We start from the raw sequence: 13,901 nt of genomic DNA, 5'->3' as shown, positions 1-13,901 counted from the left end.
AGATGTCTATTACAACCTTGCTCACCCTCTTGGTGTCTTCTATGCTGATTTACTCAGCGCCCCTCATCTTTACAAGTATTGGTGGTGTTTTCTCTGAACGTGGTGGTGTCGTAAACGTCGGCCTTGAAGGAATTATGGTAATGGGTGCCTTTTCTGGAGTTGTCTTTAACCTTGAATTTGCAGAACAATTTGGAGCAGCAACTCCATGGCTATCCTTGCTTGTAGCAGGATTGGTTGGAGGCCTCTTCTCTATCATACACGCAGCAGCGACGGTTCATTTCCGTGCAGACCATGTTGTCAGCGGTACGGTATTGAACTTGATGGCGCCAGCCTTGGCTGTTTTCTTAGTGAAAGTCCTTTATAACAAAGGACAAACCGACAACCTAAGTCAGACTTTTGGACGCTTTGATTTCCCAGTCTTGGCAAATATCCCAGTAATCGGTGATATCTTCTTCAAGTCAACTAGCCTTCTTGGTTACTTGGCGATTGCCTTCTCGTTCCTTGCTTGGTTTATTCTCTTCAAAACTCGCTTTGGTCTTCGTCTCCGCTCTGTTGGTGAACATCCTCAAGCAGCGGACACGTTGGGAATCAATGTCTACAAGATGAGATATTTAGGGGTTATTATTTCAGGTTTCCTAGGTGGAATTGGCGGAGCGATTTATGCTCAATCAATCTCAGTTAACTTCTCAGTGACAACTATTGTTGGACCTGGATTTATCGCCCTTGCTGCGATGATCTTCGGAAAATGGAATCCAATCGGAGCCATGCTTTCTAGTCTTTTCTTTGGACTTTCACAAAGTTTGGCTGTTATCGGATCTCAATTGCCATTCCTACAAGGAGTGCCTGCGGTTTATCTTCAAATCGCACCTTATGTTTTGACAATTCTTGTCTTGGCAGCCTTCTTTGGAAAAGCAGTTGCACCAAAAGCAGATGGTATCAACTATATCAAATCAAAATAAGCATACAAAAAACGTCAGTACAGAACTGGCGTTTATTTTTTAGAATTTTGATGGGTTAAGTTCAGTCCCCAAGGGACAAGATTTTCAGTTTTATTTTTAATGCGTGTGATATTGTCCTTATGACGAATGATAATCAAACTAGCAAGTGCTAGGATAATAGCGATGAAGAGAGGGTCATAGTGACTCAGAATAAAACCAAAAAGTGGAAAGAGTAGAACTCCGATGACAGCCGCGATAGATGCTGTGACACTAGATAGTGAAATCATACTACCAAGATAGAGGGTTCCAAAGAAAACAACTGCAAGGTAGAGACAGAAGACAGGTGCAAATCCGAAAACCACTCCAGCACTGGTTGCGACAGCCTTGCCTCCCTTAAATCCTGCAAAGATAGGGAAGGTATGTCCAATGACAGCCAAAAGTCCAAAGATGAGAGGCGAAACTCCTTGAAGATGAAACATAATCGGAAGCAGTGTTGCTAGGGTTCCTTTGAAAAAGTCAATCACAAAGGTTGCCATACCAGCTTTCTTGCCTAAAATGCGGAAGGTATTGGTCGTTCCAGTGTTACCAGAACCATGCTCGCGCAGATTGATTTGAAAGAATACTTGTCCAATCCAGAGACCAGACGGAATCGAACCCAGCAGATAAGCTAGGATTAATAAAACTATTGTAATCATACTCCTATTATATCATGAAATGGAGAAGAAAGGCAGAGAATCTCTTCTGAAATTGTCACACCGGAGAAAGAAAAATTTTGCAAAATCCTTGGAAAACCTGTAGAATAGTAAAGATGAACGAATAGGAGGTTCCTTGTGTCAAAAAAGGAAATCAATATTAACAATTATAATGATGATGCCATTCAGGTGCTAGAAGGGTTGGATGCGGTCCGAAAACGTCCAGGGATGTATATCGGATCGACCGATGGCGCTGGGCTCCACCACCTAGTCTGGGAAATCGTCGATAATGCTGTCGATGAAGCCTTGTCTGGATTTGGTGACCGTATTGATGTGACCATTAATAAAGACGGCAGTTTAACGGTTCAAGACCACGGACGTGGGATGCCGACTGGAATGCACGCGATGGGAATCCCAACAGTTGAGGTTATCTTTACCATTCTTCACGCCGGAGGGAAATTCGGTCAGGGTGGCTACAAGACATCTGGTGGTCTCCACGGGGTGGGTTCTTCCGTTGTTAACGCTCTTTCAAGTTGGCTAGAAGTTGAAATCACTCGCGATGGTGCAATTTACAAGCAACGTTTTGAAAATGGTGGAAAACCTGTCACGACTCTGAAGAAAATCGGTACAGCGCCCAAGTCTAAAACAGGTACCAAGGTTACGTTTATGCCTGATGCGACGATCTTTTCTACGATAGACTTCAAGTACAATACCATCTCAGAGCGTCTTAATGAATCAGCCTTTCTCTTGAAAAATGTGACCTTGTCCTTGACGGATAAGCGAACAGATGAGTCTGTTGAGTTTCACTATGAAAATGGGGTACAAGACTTTGTTTCTTATCTGAATGAAGACAAGGAAACCTTGACACCAGTTCTTTACTTTGAAGGTGAAGACAATGGTTTCCAAGTGGAAGTAGCTCTTCAGTATAATGACGGATTTTCAGATAACATTCTATCCTTTGTTAATAACGTTCGTACCAAGGATGGGGGAACGCATGAAACAGGACTTAAGTCTGCCATTACCAAGGTTATGAATGACTATGCGCGTAAGACAGGTCTTCTCAAGGAAAAAGATAAAAACCTTGAAGGTTCCGACTATCGTGAGGGATTAGCAGCCGTTCTTTCTATCCTTGTTCCTGAAGAACATTTGCAGTTTGAAGGCCAGACCAAGGACAAACTTGGAAGCCCACTAGCTCGTCCGGTTGTAGATGGAATTGTGGCTGATAAGTTGACTTTCTTCCTCATGGAAAATGGGGAACTAGCCTCTAATCTTATTCGCAAGGCTATCAAGGCGCGTGATGCCCGTGAAGCAGCACGTAAAGCGCGTGATGAAAGCCGAAATGGTAAGAAAAATAAGAAAGATAAGGGCTTGTTGTCGGGTAAATTAACGCCAGCCCAGTCTAAGAATCCTGCTAAGAATGAACTCTATCTAGTTGAGGGGGACTCTGCCGGCGGTTCTGCCAAGCAAGGTCGTGACCGCAAGTTCCAGGCTATCTTGCCTCTACGTGGTAAGGTTATCAATACAGCCAAGGCCAAGATGGCGGATATTCTCAAAAATGAAGAAATCAATACCATGATTTATACCATTGGTGCGGGTGTTGGAGCAGACTTCTCCATTGAAGACGCCAACTATGACAAGATCATTATCATGACCGATGCGGATACCGACGGTGCCCATATTCAAACACTTCTCTTAACCTTTTTCTACCGTTATATGCGTCCGCTAGTTGAGGCGGGACATGTCTATATTGCCCTTCCGCCTCTTTACAAGATGTCCAAAGGAAAAGGCAAGAAAGAAGAAGTGGCCTACGCTTGGACAGACGGAGAACTTGAAGAACTTCGCAAACAGTTCGGTAAAGGTGCAACACTCCAACGCTACAAGGGGCTTGGAGAGATGAATGCGGACCAGCTCTGGGAAACAACTATGAATCCAGAAACCCGTACCCTCATCCGTGTCACCATTGAAGATCTGGCTCGCGCCGAACGCCGCGTCAATGTCCTCATGGGAGACAAGGTCGAACCACGCCGTAAGTGGATTGAGGATAATGTCAAATTTACGCTGGAAGAAGCGACAGTGTTTTAAGTCACTTTTTAATGAATGGGTATCGAAATGAGAACTGAAACAGAAATGCTAGATCTGATTTTACAGATTGCCAAAACTTTACAAGTCAAAGCTGTCGCTATGTCTGGTTCACGGACAAACCCAAAGGCCCCAAAAGATGAATTTCAAGACTATGACGTGGTCTATGTCGTGGACGATTTAGATAATCTGACGAGTGACCTTTCTTGGCTGGACCTGTTTGGGAAGCGCATTATTGAGCAAGAAGTTGGTTTTGGTCATCGCCGTCTATTTCTCATGCTCTTTGAAGATGGCAATCGCATTGATTTGACTCTCTGCCCTAAAGACCACATCCAAGAGTGGGTGGATAGCGAGGCTGGATTCACTGTTTTTGAAGACCCAGAACATTTATTTGAACCCTATTCGCAAAATCTAGAGCGTTACTGGACACCCCCAGCTACTGAAACGAATTTTGTAAAATCCTGCAATGAATTTTGGTGGGTGTCAGCCTACGTGGTCAAAGGAATCTGTCGTAAGCAAGTCATCTACGCGACTGACCATCTCTACGGCATTTGTCAACAAGAATTCTTGAAAATTTTGGCTTGGCAGGTTGCAAGTGATAGGGGGAAAGTCGATATCGGCAAGAACTACAAGTATCTCTTCAACTATTTACCTGCTGAGCAAAAGAAGGAATTCTCAGATTTGCTTGATTTCTCAAGTTTAGATAAAATCACTGAGTCTTTGTTTGCTACGATGCAACTTTTCCATAGAGAAGCTCAAAGATTTGCTCACAAGATGGGATTTGACTATGATATGGAAGTAGCTGAGAAAATGATTGAGTATGCTGAGGAGAGACTTCTTAATCGCTAACTAACTAAAGACCTTAATTTAAAAGATTAAACTACAGAAAGGGTCGTTTGATTATTTGTAGTAACTGAACACGGAACTAATTTTAGTCGGAAAAAAGTCAAATCGTCTTGACTTCATCGAGCCCTACATCGATTTTCTATTTTTCTACAGAAATTTTCGGCAAGCCAAATCGTCCCTTTATATCTTAACTGAACACCTTTTCTGTAAAAATCTACTCTACATTCTTTGAAAGGAGTTGAACACGCCCTAAATGCTAGGTGAAAAAGATAAATTCTCTTGTGAGCTTTCTTACTTCAAGAATTTTCTATTTTCACTTGGTATTTTACGGGCTCTGTATCCTATATGAGTAACATTCAAAACATGTCCCTGGAGGACATTATGGGAGAGCGCTTTGGTCGCTACTCCAAGTACATTATTCAAGACCGGGCTTTGCCAGATATTCGTGATGGCTTGAAGCCGGTTCAGCGTCGCATTCTTTATTCTATGAATAAGGATGGCAATACCTTTGATAAGAGTTACCGCAAGTCGGCCAAGTCTGTCGGTAACATCATGGGGAATTTCCACCCACACGGTGATTCTTCTATCTATGATGCCATGGTTCGTATGTCACAGGACTGGAAAAATCGTGAGATTTTGGTTGAAATGCACGGTAATAACGGTTCTATGGACGGAGATCCGCCTGCGGCTATGCGTTATACTGAGGCACGTCTGTCTGAAATTGCTGGCTATCTTCTTCAGGATATCGAGAAGAAGACAGTTCCCTTTGCTTGGAACTTTGATGACACCGAAAAAGAGCCGACAGTCTTGCCAGCAGCCTTTCCAAATCTCTTGGTAAATGGATCGACTGGTATTTCGGCTGGATATGCGACAGATATTCCACCTCATAATTTAGCTGAGGTCATCGATACAGCTGTTTACATGATTGACCATCCAACTGCCAAGGTGGATAAACTCATGGAATTCTTGCCTGGACCAGACTTCCCGACTGGAGGGATTATCCAGGGTCGTGATGAAATCAAGAAGGCCTATGAAACTGGGAAAGGGCGCGTGGTTGTTCGTTCCAAGACTGAGATTGAAAAGCTAAAAGGTGGTAAGGAACAAATTGTTGTTACTGAGATTCCTTATGAAATCAACAAGGCCAATCTAGTCAAGAAGATTGATGATGTTCGTGTCAATAATAAGGTGTCTGGTATTGCTGAGGTTCGCGATGAGTCTGACCGTGACGGTCTCCGTATTGCTATTGAGCTAAAAAAAGATGCCAATACGGAGCTTGTTCTCAACTACCTATTTAAATACACCGACCTACAAATCAACTACAACTTTAATATGGTGGCAATTGACAATTTCACGCCTCGTCAGGTTGGGATTGTTCCAATCCTGTCTAGCTACATTGCCCACCGTCGTGAAGTGATTTTGGCGCGTTCACGCTTTGATAAGGAAAAGGCTGAGAAACGTCTCCATATCGTTGAAGGTTTGATTCGTGTGATTTCGATTTTGGACGAAGTCATTGCGCTTATCCGTGCTTCTGAGAATAAGGCGGATGCCAAGGAAAATCTCAAAGTTAGCTATGATTTTACAGAGGAGCAGGCTGAGGCCATCGTTACCTTGCAATTGTATCGTTTGACCAATACCGATGTGGTTGTCTTACAGGAAGAAGAAGCAGAACTTCGTGAAAAGATTGCCATGCTGGCGGCTATTATCGGGGATGAGCGGACTATGTACAATCTCATGAAGAAAGAACTTCGTGAGGTTAAGAAGAAGTTTGCGACTCCGCGTTTGAGTTCTCTAGAAGACACTGCGAAAGCAATTGAGATTGATACAGCCAGTCTTATCGCCGAGGAAGATACCTACGTCAGCGTGACCAAGGCAGGTTATATCAAGCGTACCAGCCCACGTTCCTTTGCGGCTTCAACGCTGGAAGAAATTGGCAAACGTGATGACGACCGTTTGATTTTTGTTCAATCTGCCAAGACAACCCAGCATCTCTTGATGTTCACGACGCTTGGAAATGTCATTTATCGACCAATCCATGAATTGGCAGACATTCGTTGGAAGGATATCGGTGAGCATCTGAGCCAAACCATTACAAACTTTGAAACTAACGAAGAAATCCTTTATGTGGAAGTAGTGGATCAGTTTGATGATGCGACAACCTACTTTGCTGCGACTCGTCTCGGTCAAATCAAGCGTGTAGAGCGAAAAGAATTCACCCCATGGCGGACCTACAAGTCTAAGTCTGTCAAGTATGCTAAGCTCAAAGATGATACAGACCAGATTGTAGCAGTAGCTCCAATCAAACTAGATGATGTTCTCTTGATCAGCCAAAATGGTTATGCCCTTCGTTTCAATATCGAAGAGGTACCAGTTGTCGGTGCTAAGGCTGCAGGTGTCAAGGCTATGAACCTGAAAGAAGATGATACCCTCCAATCGGCCTTTATCTGTAACACTTCATCCTTCTACCTCTTGACTCAGCGTGGAAGTTTGAAACGTGTTTCTATTGACGAAATTCCAGCAACTAGCCGTGCCAAACGAGGACTACAAGTCTTGCGTGAGTTGAAAAACAAACCGCATCGTGTCTTCTTAGCAGGATCAGTTGCAGAGCAAGGATTTGTTGGTGATCTCTTCAGTACAGAAGTGGAAGAGAACGACCAAACTCTGATTGTTCAATCTAACAAAGGTACAATCTATGAAAGTCGACTACAAGACTTGAACCTGTCAGAACGTACTAGCAATGGAAGCTTTATTTCAGACACCATTTCAGATGAAGAAGTTTTTGATGCTTATCTTAAAGAAGTATTTACTGAAGCTAAATAAGTGAAATGAAGAATCAGTTCTCAGAGCTGGTTCTTTTTATTGAAGAAATTTTCTGAAAATTACAAAATATACTTGCTATTTTAGAAAAATAGTGTAGAATAAAAGAAATAGGTTTTTAGAATAAGGAGTGGAATATGACAGTAACGATTGATTGGGAAAATCTCGGTTTTTCCTATATGAAATTACCTTATCGCTATATTGCTCATTTTAAAAATGGACAATGGAATCAAGGAGAGTTGACAGAAGATGCAACCTTGCATATTTCAGAGTCTTCTCCAAGTCTTCACTATGGTCAACAAGCATTTGAAGGTTTGAAAGCTTATCGTACTAAGGATGGTAGTATTCAACTTTTCCGTCCTGATGAAAATGCTAAACGTCTGCAACGTACTTGTGAGCGTCTCTTGATGCCGCAAGTTCCAACAGAAATGTTTGTAGAAGCTTGTAAGGCAGTTGTTCGTGCGAATGAAGAATATGTACCTCCATACGGAACAGGTGGAACCCTTTATCTTCGTCCTCTTTTGATTGGAGTAGGAGATATTATCGGAGTAAAACCGGCAGAAGAGTACATTTTCACCATCTTTGCCATGCCAGTTGGTAATTACTTTAAAGGCGGTTTGGTCCCAACCAACTTCTTGATTCAGGATGAATACGACCGTGCCGCTCCAAATGGTACAGGTGCGGCTAAGGTTGGTGGAAACTATGCTGCAAGTCTCTTGCCAGGGAAATTGGCCAAGTCACGTCATTTCTCAGATGTTATCTATCTAGACCCATCAACTCATACAAAGATTGAAGAGGTCGGATCAGCTAACTTCTTTGGAATTACAGCTGATAATGAATTTGTAACACCATTGAGTCCATCTATCTTGCCATCTATTACCAAGTATTCTTTGCTTTACTTAGCAGAACATCGCTTGGGCTTAACTCCTATTGAGGGGGATGTCCCAATTGATAATCTTGACCGTTTTGTAGAGGCAGGTGCCTGTGGTACAGCAGCAGTTATTTCTCCAATTGGTGGAATTCAGCACGGTGATGATTTCCATGTTTTCTATAGTGAAACAGAAGTAGGTCCTGTGACTCGTAAACTCTATGATGAATTGACAGGTATTCAGTTTGGTGATATTGAAGCGCCAGAAGGTTGGATTGTAAAAGTAGATTAAAATTAACTAAAGGAGATTTTTATGAAATCGAAAAAATGGCTCTTAACAGCAGGAGTGGTCCTGAGCACAACAGCTCTTTTAGTGGCTTGTGGAAAAGCTGATAAAGAAGCAGATGCACCGACAACATTTTCATATGTCTATGCAGTAGATCCAGCATCTTTGGATTATAGTATAGCGACTCGTACATCTACAACAGATGTCATCGGGAATGTGGTGGATGGTTTGATGGAAAATGACCAGTACGGGAATGTTATTCCTTCCTTGGCTGAAGATTGGTCTGTCTCAAAAGATGGTTTGACTTATACCTATAAACTTCGTAAAGGAGTTAAATGGTACACTTCAGAAGGCGAAGAATACGCAGAAGTAACAGCCCATGACTTTGTGACAGGACTAAAACACGTAGCTGACGGCAAGTCAGACGGTGTCTCTCTCATCCAAAATTCAATCAAGGGCTTGGATGCCTACATGACTGGTGAGACCAATGATTTCTCTACAGTTGGTGTCAAGGCCTTGGATGATTACACAGTCGAATATACCCTAAACAAACCAGAAAGCTTCTGGAACTCTAAAGTCACAACAGCAACGATGTTGCCTGTAAATGAAGAATTTTTGAAGGCATCAGGTAAAGATTATGGAGCAGTTACTCCAGCAGGGATTCTCTACAATGGTCCTTATATCTTGAAGGCCTTGACTTCTAAATCGTTGATCGAATACGAGAAAAACCCAAATTACTGGGATAAAGAAAAGGTAAAAATCGAGAAGATTAAATTGACTTACTACGATGGTTCTGATCAGGAATCGTTGATTCGTAGCTTCTCTTCTGGTGCCTATACGACAGCCCGTCTCTTCCCAAGTAGCTCAAACTTTGCTTCTACTTTGGAACAATACGGAGATAAAATAACTTATAGCCCACAGGACTCAAGTAGTTATTACTTCACCTTTAACGTAAATCGTCAGTCATACAATAAAACTGCGAAAACAAGTGAAGAACAAAAGACTTCTACAAAAGAAGCTATGCTTAATAAGGACTTCCGTCAGGCTATCAACTTTGCCTTTAACCGCCATTCTTATGCTGCTCAGCTAAATGGTGAAGACGGTGCGGATAAGATTATTCGTAACAGCCTTGTTCCTGACAACTTTGTACAAGCAGGTGGGAAAAACTTTGGTCAAATCGCTCAAGCAGAGTTGGTGAACTATGGTGACCAGTGGAAAGGTGTTGAGCTAGTTGACGGTAAGGATTCTATCTACAACCCTGACAAGGCTAAAGCTGCGTTCGAAAAAGCTAAGAAAGACTTGGAATCTAAAGGGGTAACATTCCCAATTCACTTGGATGTCCCAGTTGAACAAACAGATACCATCGCCGTTCAACAAAGCAACTCTTTCAAACAGTCTATCGAATCAACTCTTGGTGCTGAAAATGTTGTCATCGATGTTCTTCAAATGACAGATAATGAAAAGGAAACAATCACTTCTCAAGCACGTGTTCCTTCTCAAAAAGACTATGACTTGAATAGTACAGGATGGGCTCCAAGTTATCAAGACCCAGCATCTTACTTGAATATCATGGATCCTAAATCAGGTTCTGCTATGAAACACCTTGGTATTACTAAAGGGAAAGATAAGGATGTTGTAGCTAAACTTGGTTTGGACCAATATAAGAAATTATTGGATGATGCAGATTCAGAAACTACGAATCTTGAAGAGCGCTATGAAAAATATGCCAAGGCTCAAGCTTGGTTGACAGATAGTTCATTATTGATGCCAACAGCCTCATCTGGTGGTTCTCCAGTTGTAAGTAACGTAGTACCATTCTCAAAACCATACTCACAAGTTGGTATTAAAGGTGACCCATATATCTTTAAAGGAATGAAATTGCAAAAAGATATCGTTACAACAAAAGAATATGAAGAAGCACTGAAAAAATGGCAAAAAGAAAAATTGGAATCAAATGGTAAGTACCAAAAAGAACTAGAAAAACATATTAAATAAAGCAGAAAACTTTATATCAGACAAGCCTGGTATAGAGTTTTTTCTTGCTAGTTTTAGGATTTTCTTGTAAAATAGAAAAAGTGAAGAGAGGTATGAAATGAGCAAGAAAGATAAAAAAATTGAAATTCAAGTAGCAGATGCTAAAGTTAATGTTGGTAAAGACAGTTTTGAAGGTTATACATTGACTATCGGTAAAAAAGTTATCGGAGAAATTGCCGAATTAGACGGACAATTTGCCATCATAAAGAATGGGAATGTCGATAGTTTTTATAAAAAATTGGAAAAAGCTGTGGAAATTTTGATTGAAAATTATAATTTAGCAAAATAAGTCTTGTTTTTTTGAAATTTTCATGATATAATAGTCCATGTTGATTGTAGGAGAGATAGCGAAGAGGCTAAACGCGGCGGACTGTAAATCCGCTCCTTCGGGTTCGGGGGTTCGAATCCCTCTCTCTCCATTTCGTCAATGGGGTATAGCCAAGCGGTAAGGCAAGGGACTTTGACTCCCTCATGCGTTGGTTCGAATCCAGCTACCCCAGTTCTTAGGTAATAATCAAGATAAAAAGCAAAATATCTTAGGGTATTTTATTTTTATAATTGAAAGACGTGAACGATATGAACATGTCCTTGCGGGTGCTTAGGAAAAAAATTATAAGTATGTCAAGTTTAAGAAAAACTTGATTGTTGGAGGATTTTTTAGATGAACGAATTTGAAGATTTGCTAAATAGCGTTAGCCAAGTTGAGACTGGTGATGTTGTTAGTGCTGAAGTATTGACAGTTGATGCGACTCAAGCTAACGTTGCAATCTCTGGAACTGGTGTTGAAGGTGTCTTGACTCTTCGCGAATTGACAAACGATCGCGATGCAGATATCAATGACTTTGTTAAAGTAGGAGAAGTATTGGATGTTCTTGTACTTCGTCAAGTAGTTGGTAAAGATACTGATACAGTTACATACCTTGTATCTAAAAAACGCCTTGAAGCTCGCAAAGCATGGGACAAACTTGTTGGTCGCGAAGAAGAAGTTGTTACTGTTAAAGGAACTCGTGCCGTTAAAGGTGGACTTTCAGTAGAATTTGAAGGTGTTCGTGGATTTATCCCAGCTTCAATGTTGGATACTCGTTTCGTACGTAACACTGAGCGTTTTGTAGGTCAAGAATTTGATGCTAAAATCAAAGAAGTTGACGCTAAAGAAAACCGCTTCATCCTTTCACGTCGTGAAGTTGTTGAAGCAGCTACAGCAGCAGCTCGCGCTGAAGTATTTGGTAAATTGGCTGTTGGTGATGTAGTAACTGGTAAAGTTGCACGTATCACAAGTTTTGGTGCTTTCATCGACCTTGGTGGTGTTGACGGATTGGTTCACTTGACTGAATTGTCACACGAACGTAACGTATCACCAAAATCAGTTGTAACTGTTGGTGAAGAAATTGAAGTTAAAATCCTTGATCTTAACGAAGAAGAAGGACGTGTCTCACTTTCACTTAAAGCAACAACACCTGGACCATGGGATGGCGTTGAGCAAAAATTGGCTAAAGGTGATGTAGTAGAAGGAACAGTTAAACGTTTGACTGACTTCGGTGCATTTGTTGAAGTATTGCCAGGTATCGATGGACTTGTTCACGTATCACAAATTTCACACAAACGTATTGAAAATCCAAAAGAAGCTCTTAAAGTAGGTCAAGAAGTTAAAGTTAAAGTTCTTGAAGTTAACGCAGATGCAGAGCGCGTATCACTTTCTATCAAAGCTCTTGAAGAGCGTCCAGCTCAAGAAGAAGGACAAAAAGAAGAAAAACGTGCTGCTCGTCCACGTCGTCCAAAGCGTCAAGAAAAACGTGATTTCGAACTTCCAGAAACACAAACAGGATTCTCAATGGCTGACTTGTTCGGTGATATCGAACTTTAATCAAATTGAAAATTCACAAAATCCGGCTCTTTGTCAACTGTAGTGGGTTGAAGAAAAGCTAAGATCGAGAAAGGACACATTTCGTCCTTTCTTTTTTGATATTGAGAGCGATAAAAATCCGTTTTTTGAAGTTTTCAAAGTTCCGAAAACCAAAGGCATTTCGCTTGATAAGTTTGATGAGATTATTGGTCGCTTCCAATTTGGCGTTGGAATAGGGTAGTTGAAGGGCGTTGACAATCTTTTCTTTATCCTTGAGGAAGGTTTTAAAGACAGTCTGAAAAAGAGGATGAACCTGCTTTAGATTGTCCTCAATAAGTCCGAAGAATTTGACAGGTTCCTTGTTCTGAAAGTGAAAAAGCAAGAGTTGATAGAGATTGTAGTGGTGTTTCAAGTCTTCTGAATAGCTCAAAAGCTTGTCTAGAATTTCTTTATTTGTTAAGTGCATGCGAAAAGTAGGGCGATAAAAACGTTTATCACTGAGTTTACGACTATCCTGCTGTATGAGCTTCCAGTAGCGCTTGATGGCTTTGTATTCATGAGATTTTCGCTCAAATTGATTCATGATTTGGACACGGACACGACTCATAGCACGGCTGAGATGTTGGACAATGTGAAAGCGGTCGAGAACGATTTTAGCACATGGGAAAAGCTGTTTAGCTAAGGCATAGTAGGGACTAAACATATCCATCGTAATGATTTTCACCTGACAACGAACAGCTCGCTCGTAGCGCAGAAAGTGATTTCGTATGATAGCCTGTGTTCTGCCTTCAAGAACAGTGATGATGTTAAGATTATCAAAATCTTGTGCAATGAAACTCATCTTTCCCTTGGTAAAGGCATACTCGTCCCAAGACATAATCTCTGGAAGACGAGAAAAATCATGCTTAAAACGGAAGTCATTAAGCTTGCGAATGACAGTTGAAGTTGAAATAGCCAGTTGATGAGCGATATCGGTCATAGAAGTTTTTTCAATCAATTTTTGCGCAATTTTTTGGTTGATAATACGAGGAATTTGGTGATTTTTCTCGACGAGAGAGGTCTGTGAGACCATCATTTTAGAGCAATGATAGCACTTGAAACGACGCTTTTTAAGGAGGATTCTGGTAGGCATACCAGTTGTTTCAAGGTAAGGAATTTTCGATGGTTTTTGGAAGTCATATTTCTTCATTTGACTTCCACATTCAGGACAAGATGGGGCCTCATAATCCAGTTTAGCGATGATTTCCTTGTGGGTATCTCTATTAACAACATCCATAATTTGGACATTAGGGTCTTTGATATCGAGCAGTTTTATGATAAAATGTAATGGTTCCATATGAATCTTTCTAATGAGTTGTTTCGTCGCTTTTCATTATAGGTCATATGGGACTTTTTTTCTACACAAAAATAGGCTCCATAATATTTATAGGAGATTTACCCACTACAAATATTATAGAGCCCAAAATCCTTTGTTTACTAAACAAGGGATTTTTCTTTTGTC

The 13,901-nt window shown here is 41.1% G+C and carries 10 protein-coding genes and 2 tRNA genes; 10 read left to right on the top strand and 2 right to left on the bottom strand.

Annotated elements, in window-relative coordinates; all coding sequences use genetic code 11:
• Positions 1-2 precede the first annotated feature (2 nt).
• The gene (locus tag QMQ21_RS01870) at positions 3-959 is read left to right on the top strand and encodes an ABC transporter permease (RefSeq protein ID WP_000029124.1); all 957 of its coding nucleotides are present in this window, start codon (positions 3-5) and stop codon (positions 957-959) included.
• Positions 960-991: 32 nt separating this feature from the next.
• Here QMQ21_RS01870 and plsY read toward each other — a convergent pair whose 3' ends face one another.
• Entirely contained in the window at positions 992-1,633 is a 642-nt protein-coding gene (gene plsY, locus QMQ21_RS01865; RefSeq protein WP_261056716.1) for a glycerol-3-phosphate 1-O-acyltransferase PlsY, read from the bottom strand.
• A 135-nt stretch (positions 1,634-1,768) separates the two neighbouring features.
• On the opposite strand from plsY, the gene parE reads away from it, so the two are divergent.
• The 9 genes from parE to rpsA all read left to right on the top strand — a co-directional run bounded on the left by parE (position 1,769) and on the right by rpsA (position 12,421).
• A complete protein-coding gene (parE, locus tag QMQ21_RS01860; protein ID WP_049509421.1) occupies positions 1,769-3,712 on the top strand; it encodes a DNA topoisomerase IV subunit B in 1,944 nt (647 codons plus the stop codon).
• 27 nt (positions 3,713-3,739) lie between these two features.
• Positions 3,740-4,558 (top strand): aminoglycoside 6-adenylyltransferase, encoded by an 819-nt coding sequence (locus tag QMQ21_RS01855; protein ID WP_049499569.1) that lies wholly within the window; start codon positions 3,740-3,742, stop codon positions 4,556-4,558.
• Positions 4,559-4,900: 342 nt separating this feature from the next.
• On the top strand, positions 4,901-7,372 hold the full coding sequence (parC, locus tag QMQ21_RS01850; RefSeq protein ID WP_284521255.1) for a DNA topoisomerase IV subunit A: 2,472 nt from the start codon (positions 4,901-4,903) through the stop codon (positions 7,370-7,372).
• Positions 7,373-7,506: 134 nt separating this feature from the next.
• A complete protein-coding gene (locus QMQ21_RS01845) occupies positions 7,507-8,529 on the top strand; it encodes a branched-chain amino acid aminotransferase (RefSeq protein ID WP_261813798.1) in 1,023 nt (340 codons plus the stop codon).
• A gap of 21 nt (positions 8,530-8,550) precedes the next feature.
• The gene (locus QMQ21_RS01840) at positions 8,551-10,518 is read left to right on the top strand and encodes a peptide ABC transporter substrate-binding protein (RefSeq protein ID WP_261813797.1); all 1,968 of its coding nucleotides are present in this window, start codon (positions 8,551-8,553) and stop codon (positions 10,516-10,518) included.
• Positions 10,519-10,615: 97 nt separating this feature from the next.
• Complete coding sequence (locus tag QMQ21_RS01835; protein WP_000037113.1) at positions 10,616-10,846, top strand: DUF2969 domain-containing protein; 231 nt, start codon at positions 10,616-10,618, stop codon at positions 10,844-10,846.
• Positions 10,847-10,895: 49 nt separating this feature from the next.
• Positions 10,896-10,976: transfer RNA gene (locus QMQ21_RS01830), tRNA-Tyr, on the top strand.
• Positions 10,977-10,985: 9 nt separating this feature from the next.
• Positions 10,986-11,057 (top strand) — tRNA-Gln (locus tag QMQ21_RS01825).
• A 161-nt stretch (positions 11,058-11,218) separates the two neighbouring features.
• Positions 11,219-12,421 (top strand): 30S ribosomal protein S1, encoded by a 1,203-nt coding sequence (rpsA, locus tag QMQ21_RS01820; RefSeq protein WP_001001630.1) that lies wholly within the window; start codon positions 11,219-11,221, stop codon positions 12,419-12,421.
• A 58-nt stretch (positions 12,422-12,479) separates the two neighbouring features.
• On the opposite strand, the gene QMQ21_RS01815 is transcribed toward rpsA, so the two are convergent.
• Positions 12,480-13,736, bottom strand: a complete 1,257-nt coding sequence (locus tag QMQ21_RS01815) for an ISL3 family transposase (RefSeq protein WP_049501810.1) — start codon at positions 13,734-13,736, stop codon at positions 12,480-12,482.
• Positions 13,737-13,901 lie beyond the last annotated feature (165 nt).

The sequence above is a fragment of the Streptococcus bouchesdurhonensis genome (assembly GCF_948472335.1).
The sequence above is the reverse complement of the archived record's forward strand: the minus strand, read 5'-3'. Positions and strand labels throughout refer to the sequence as shown.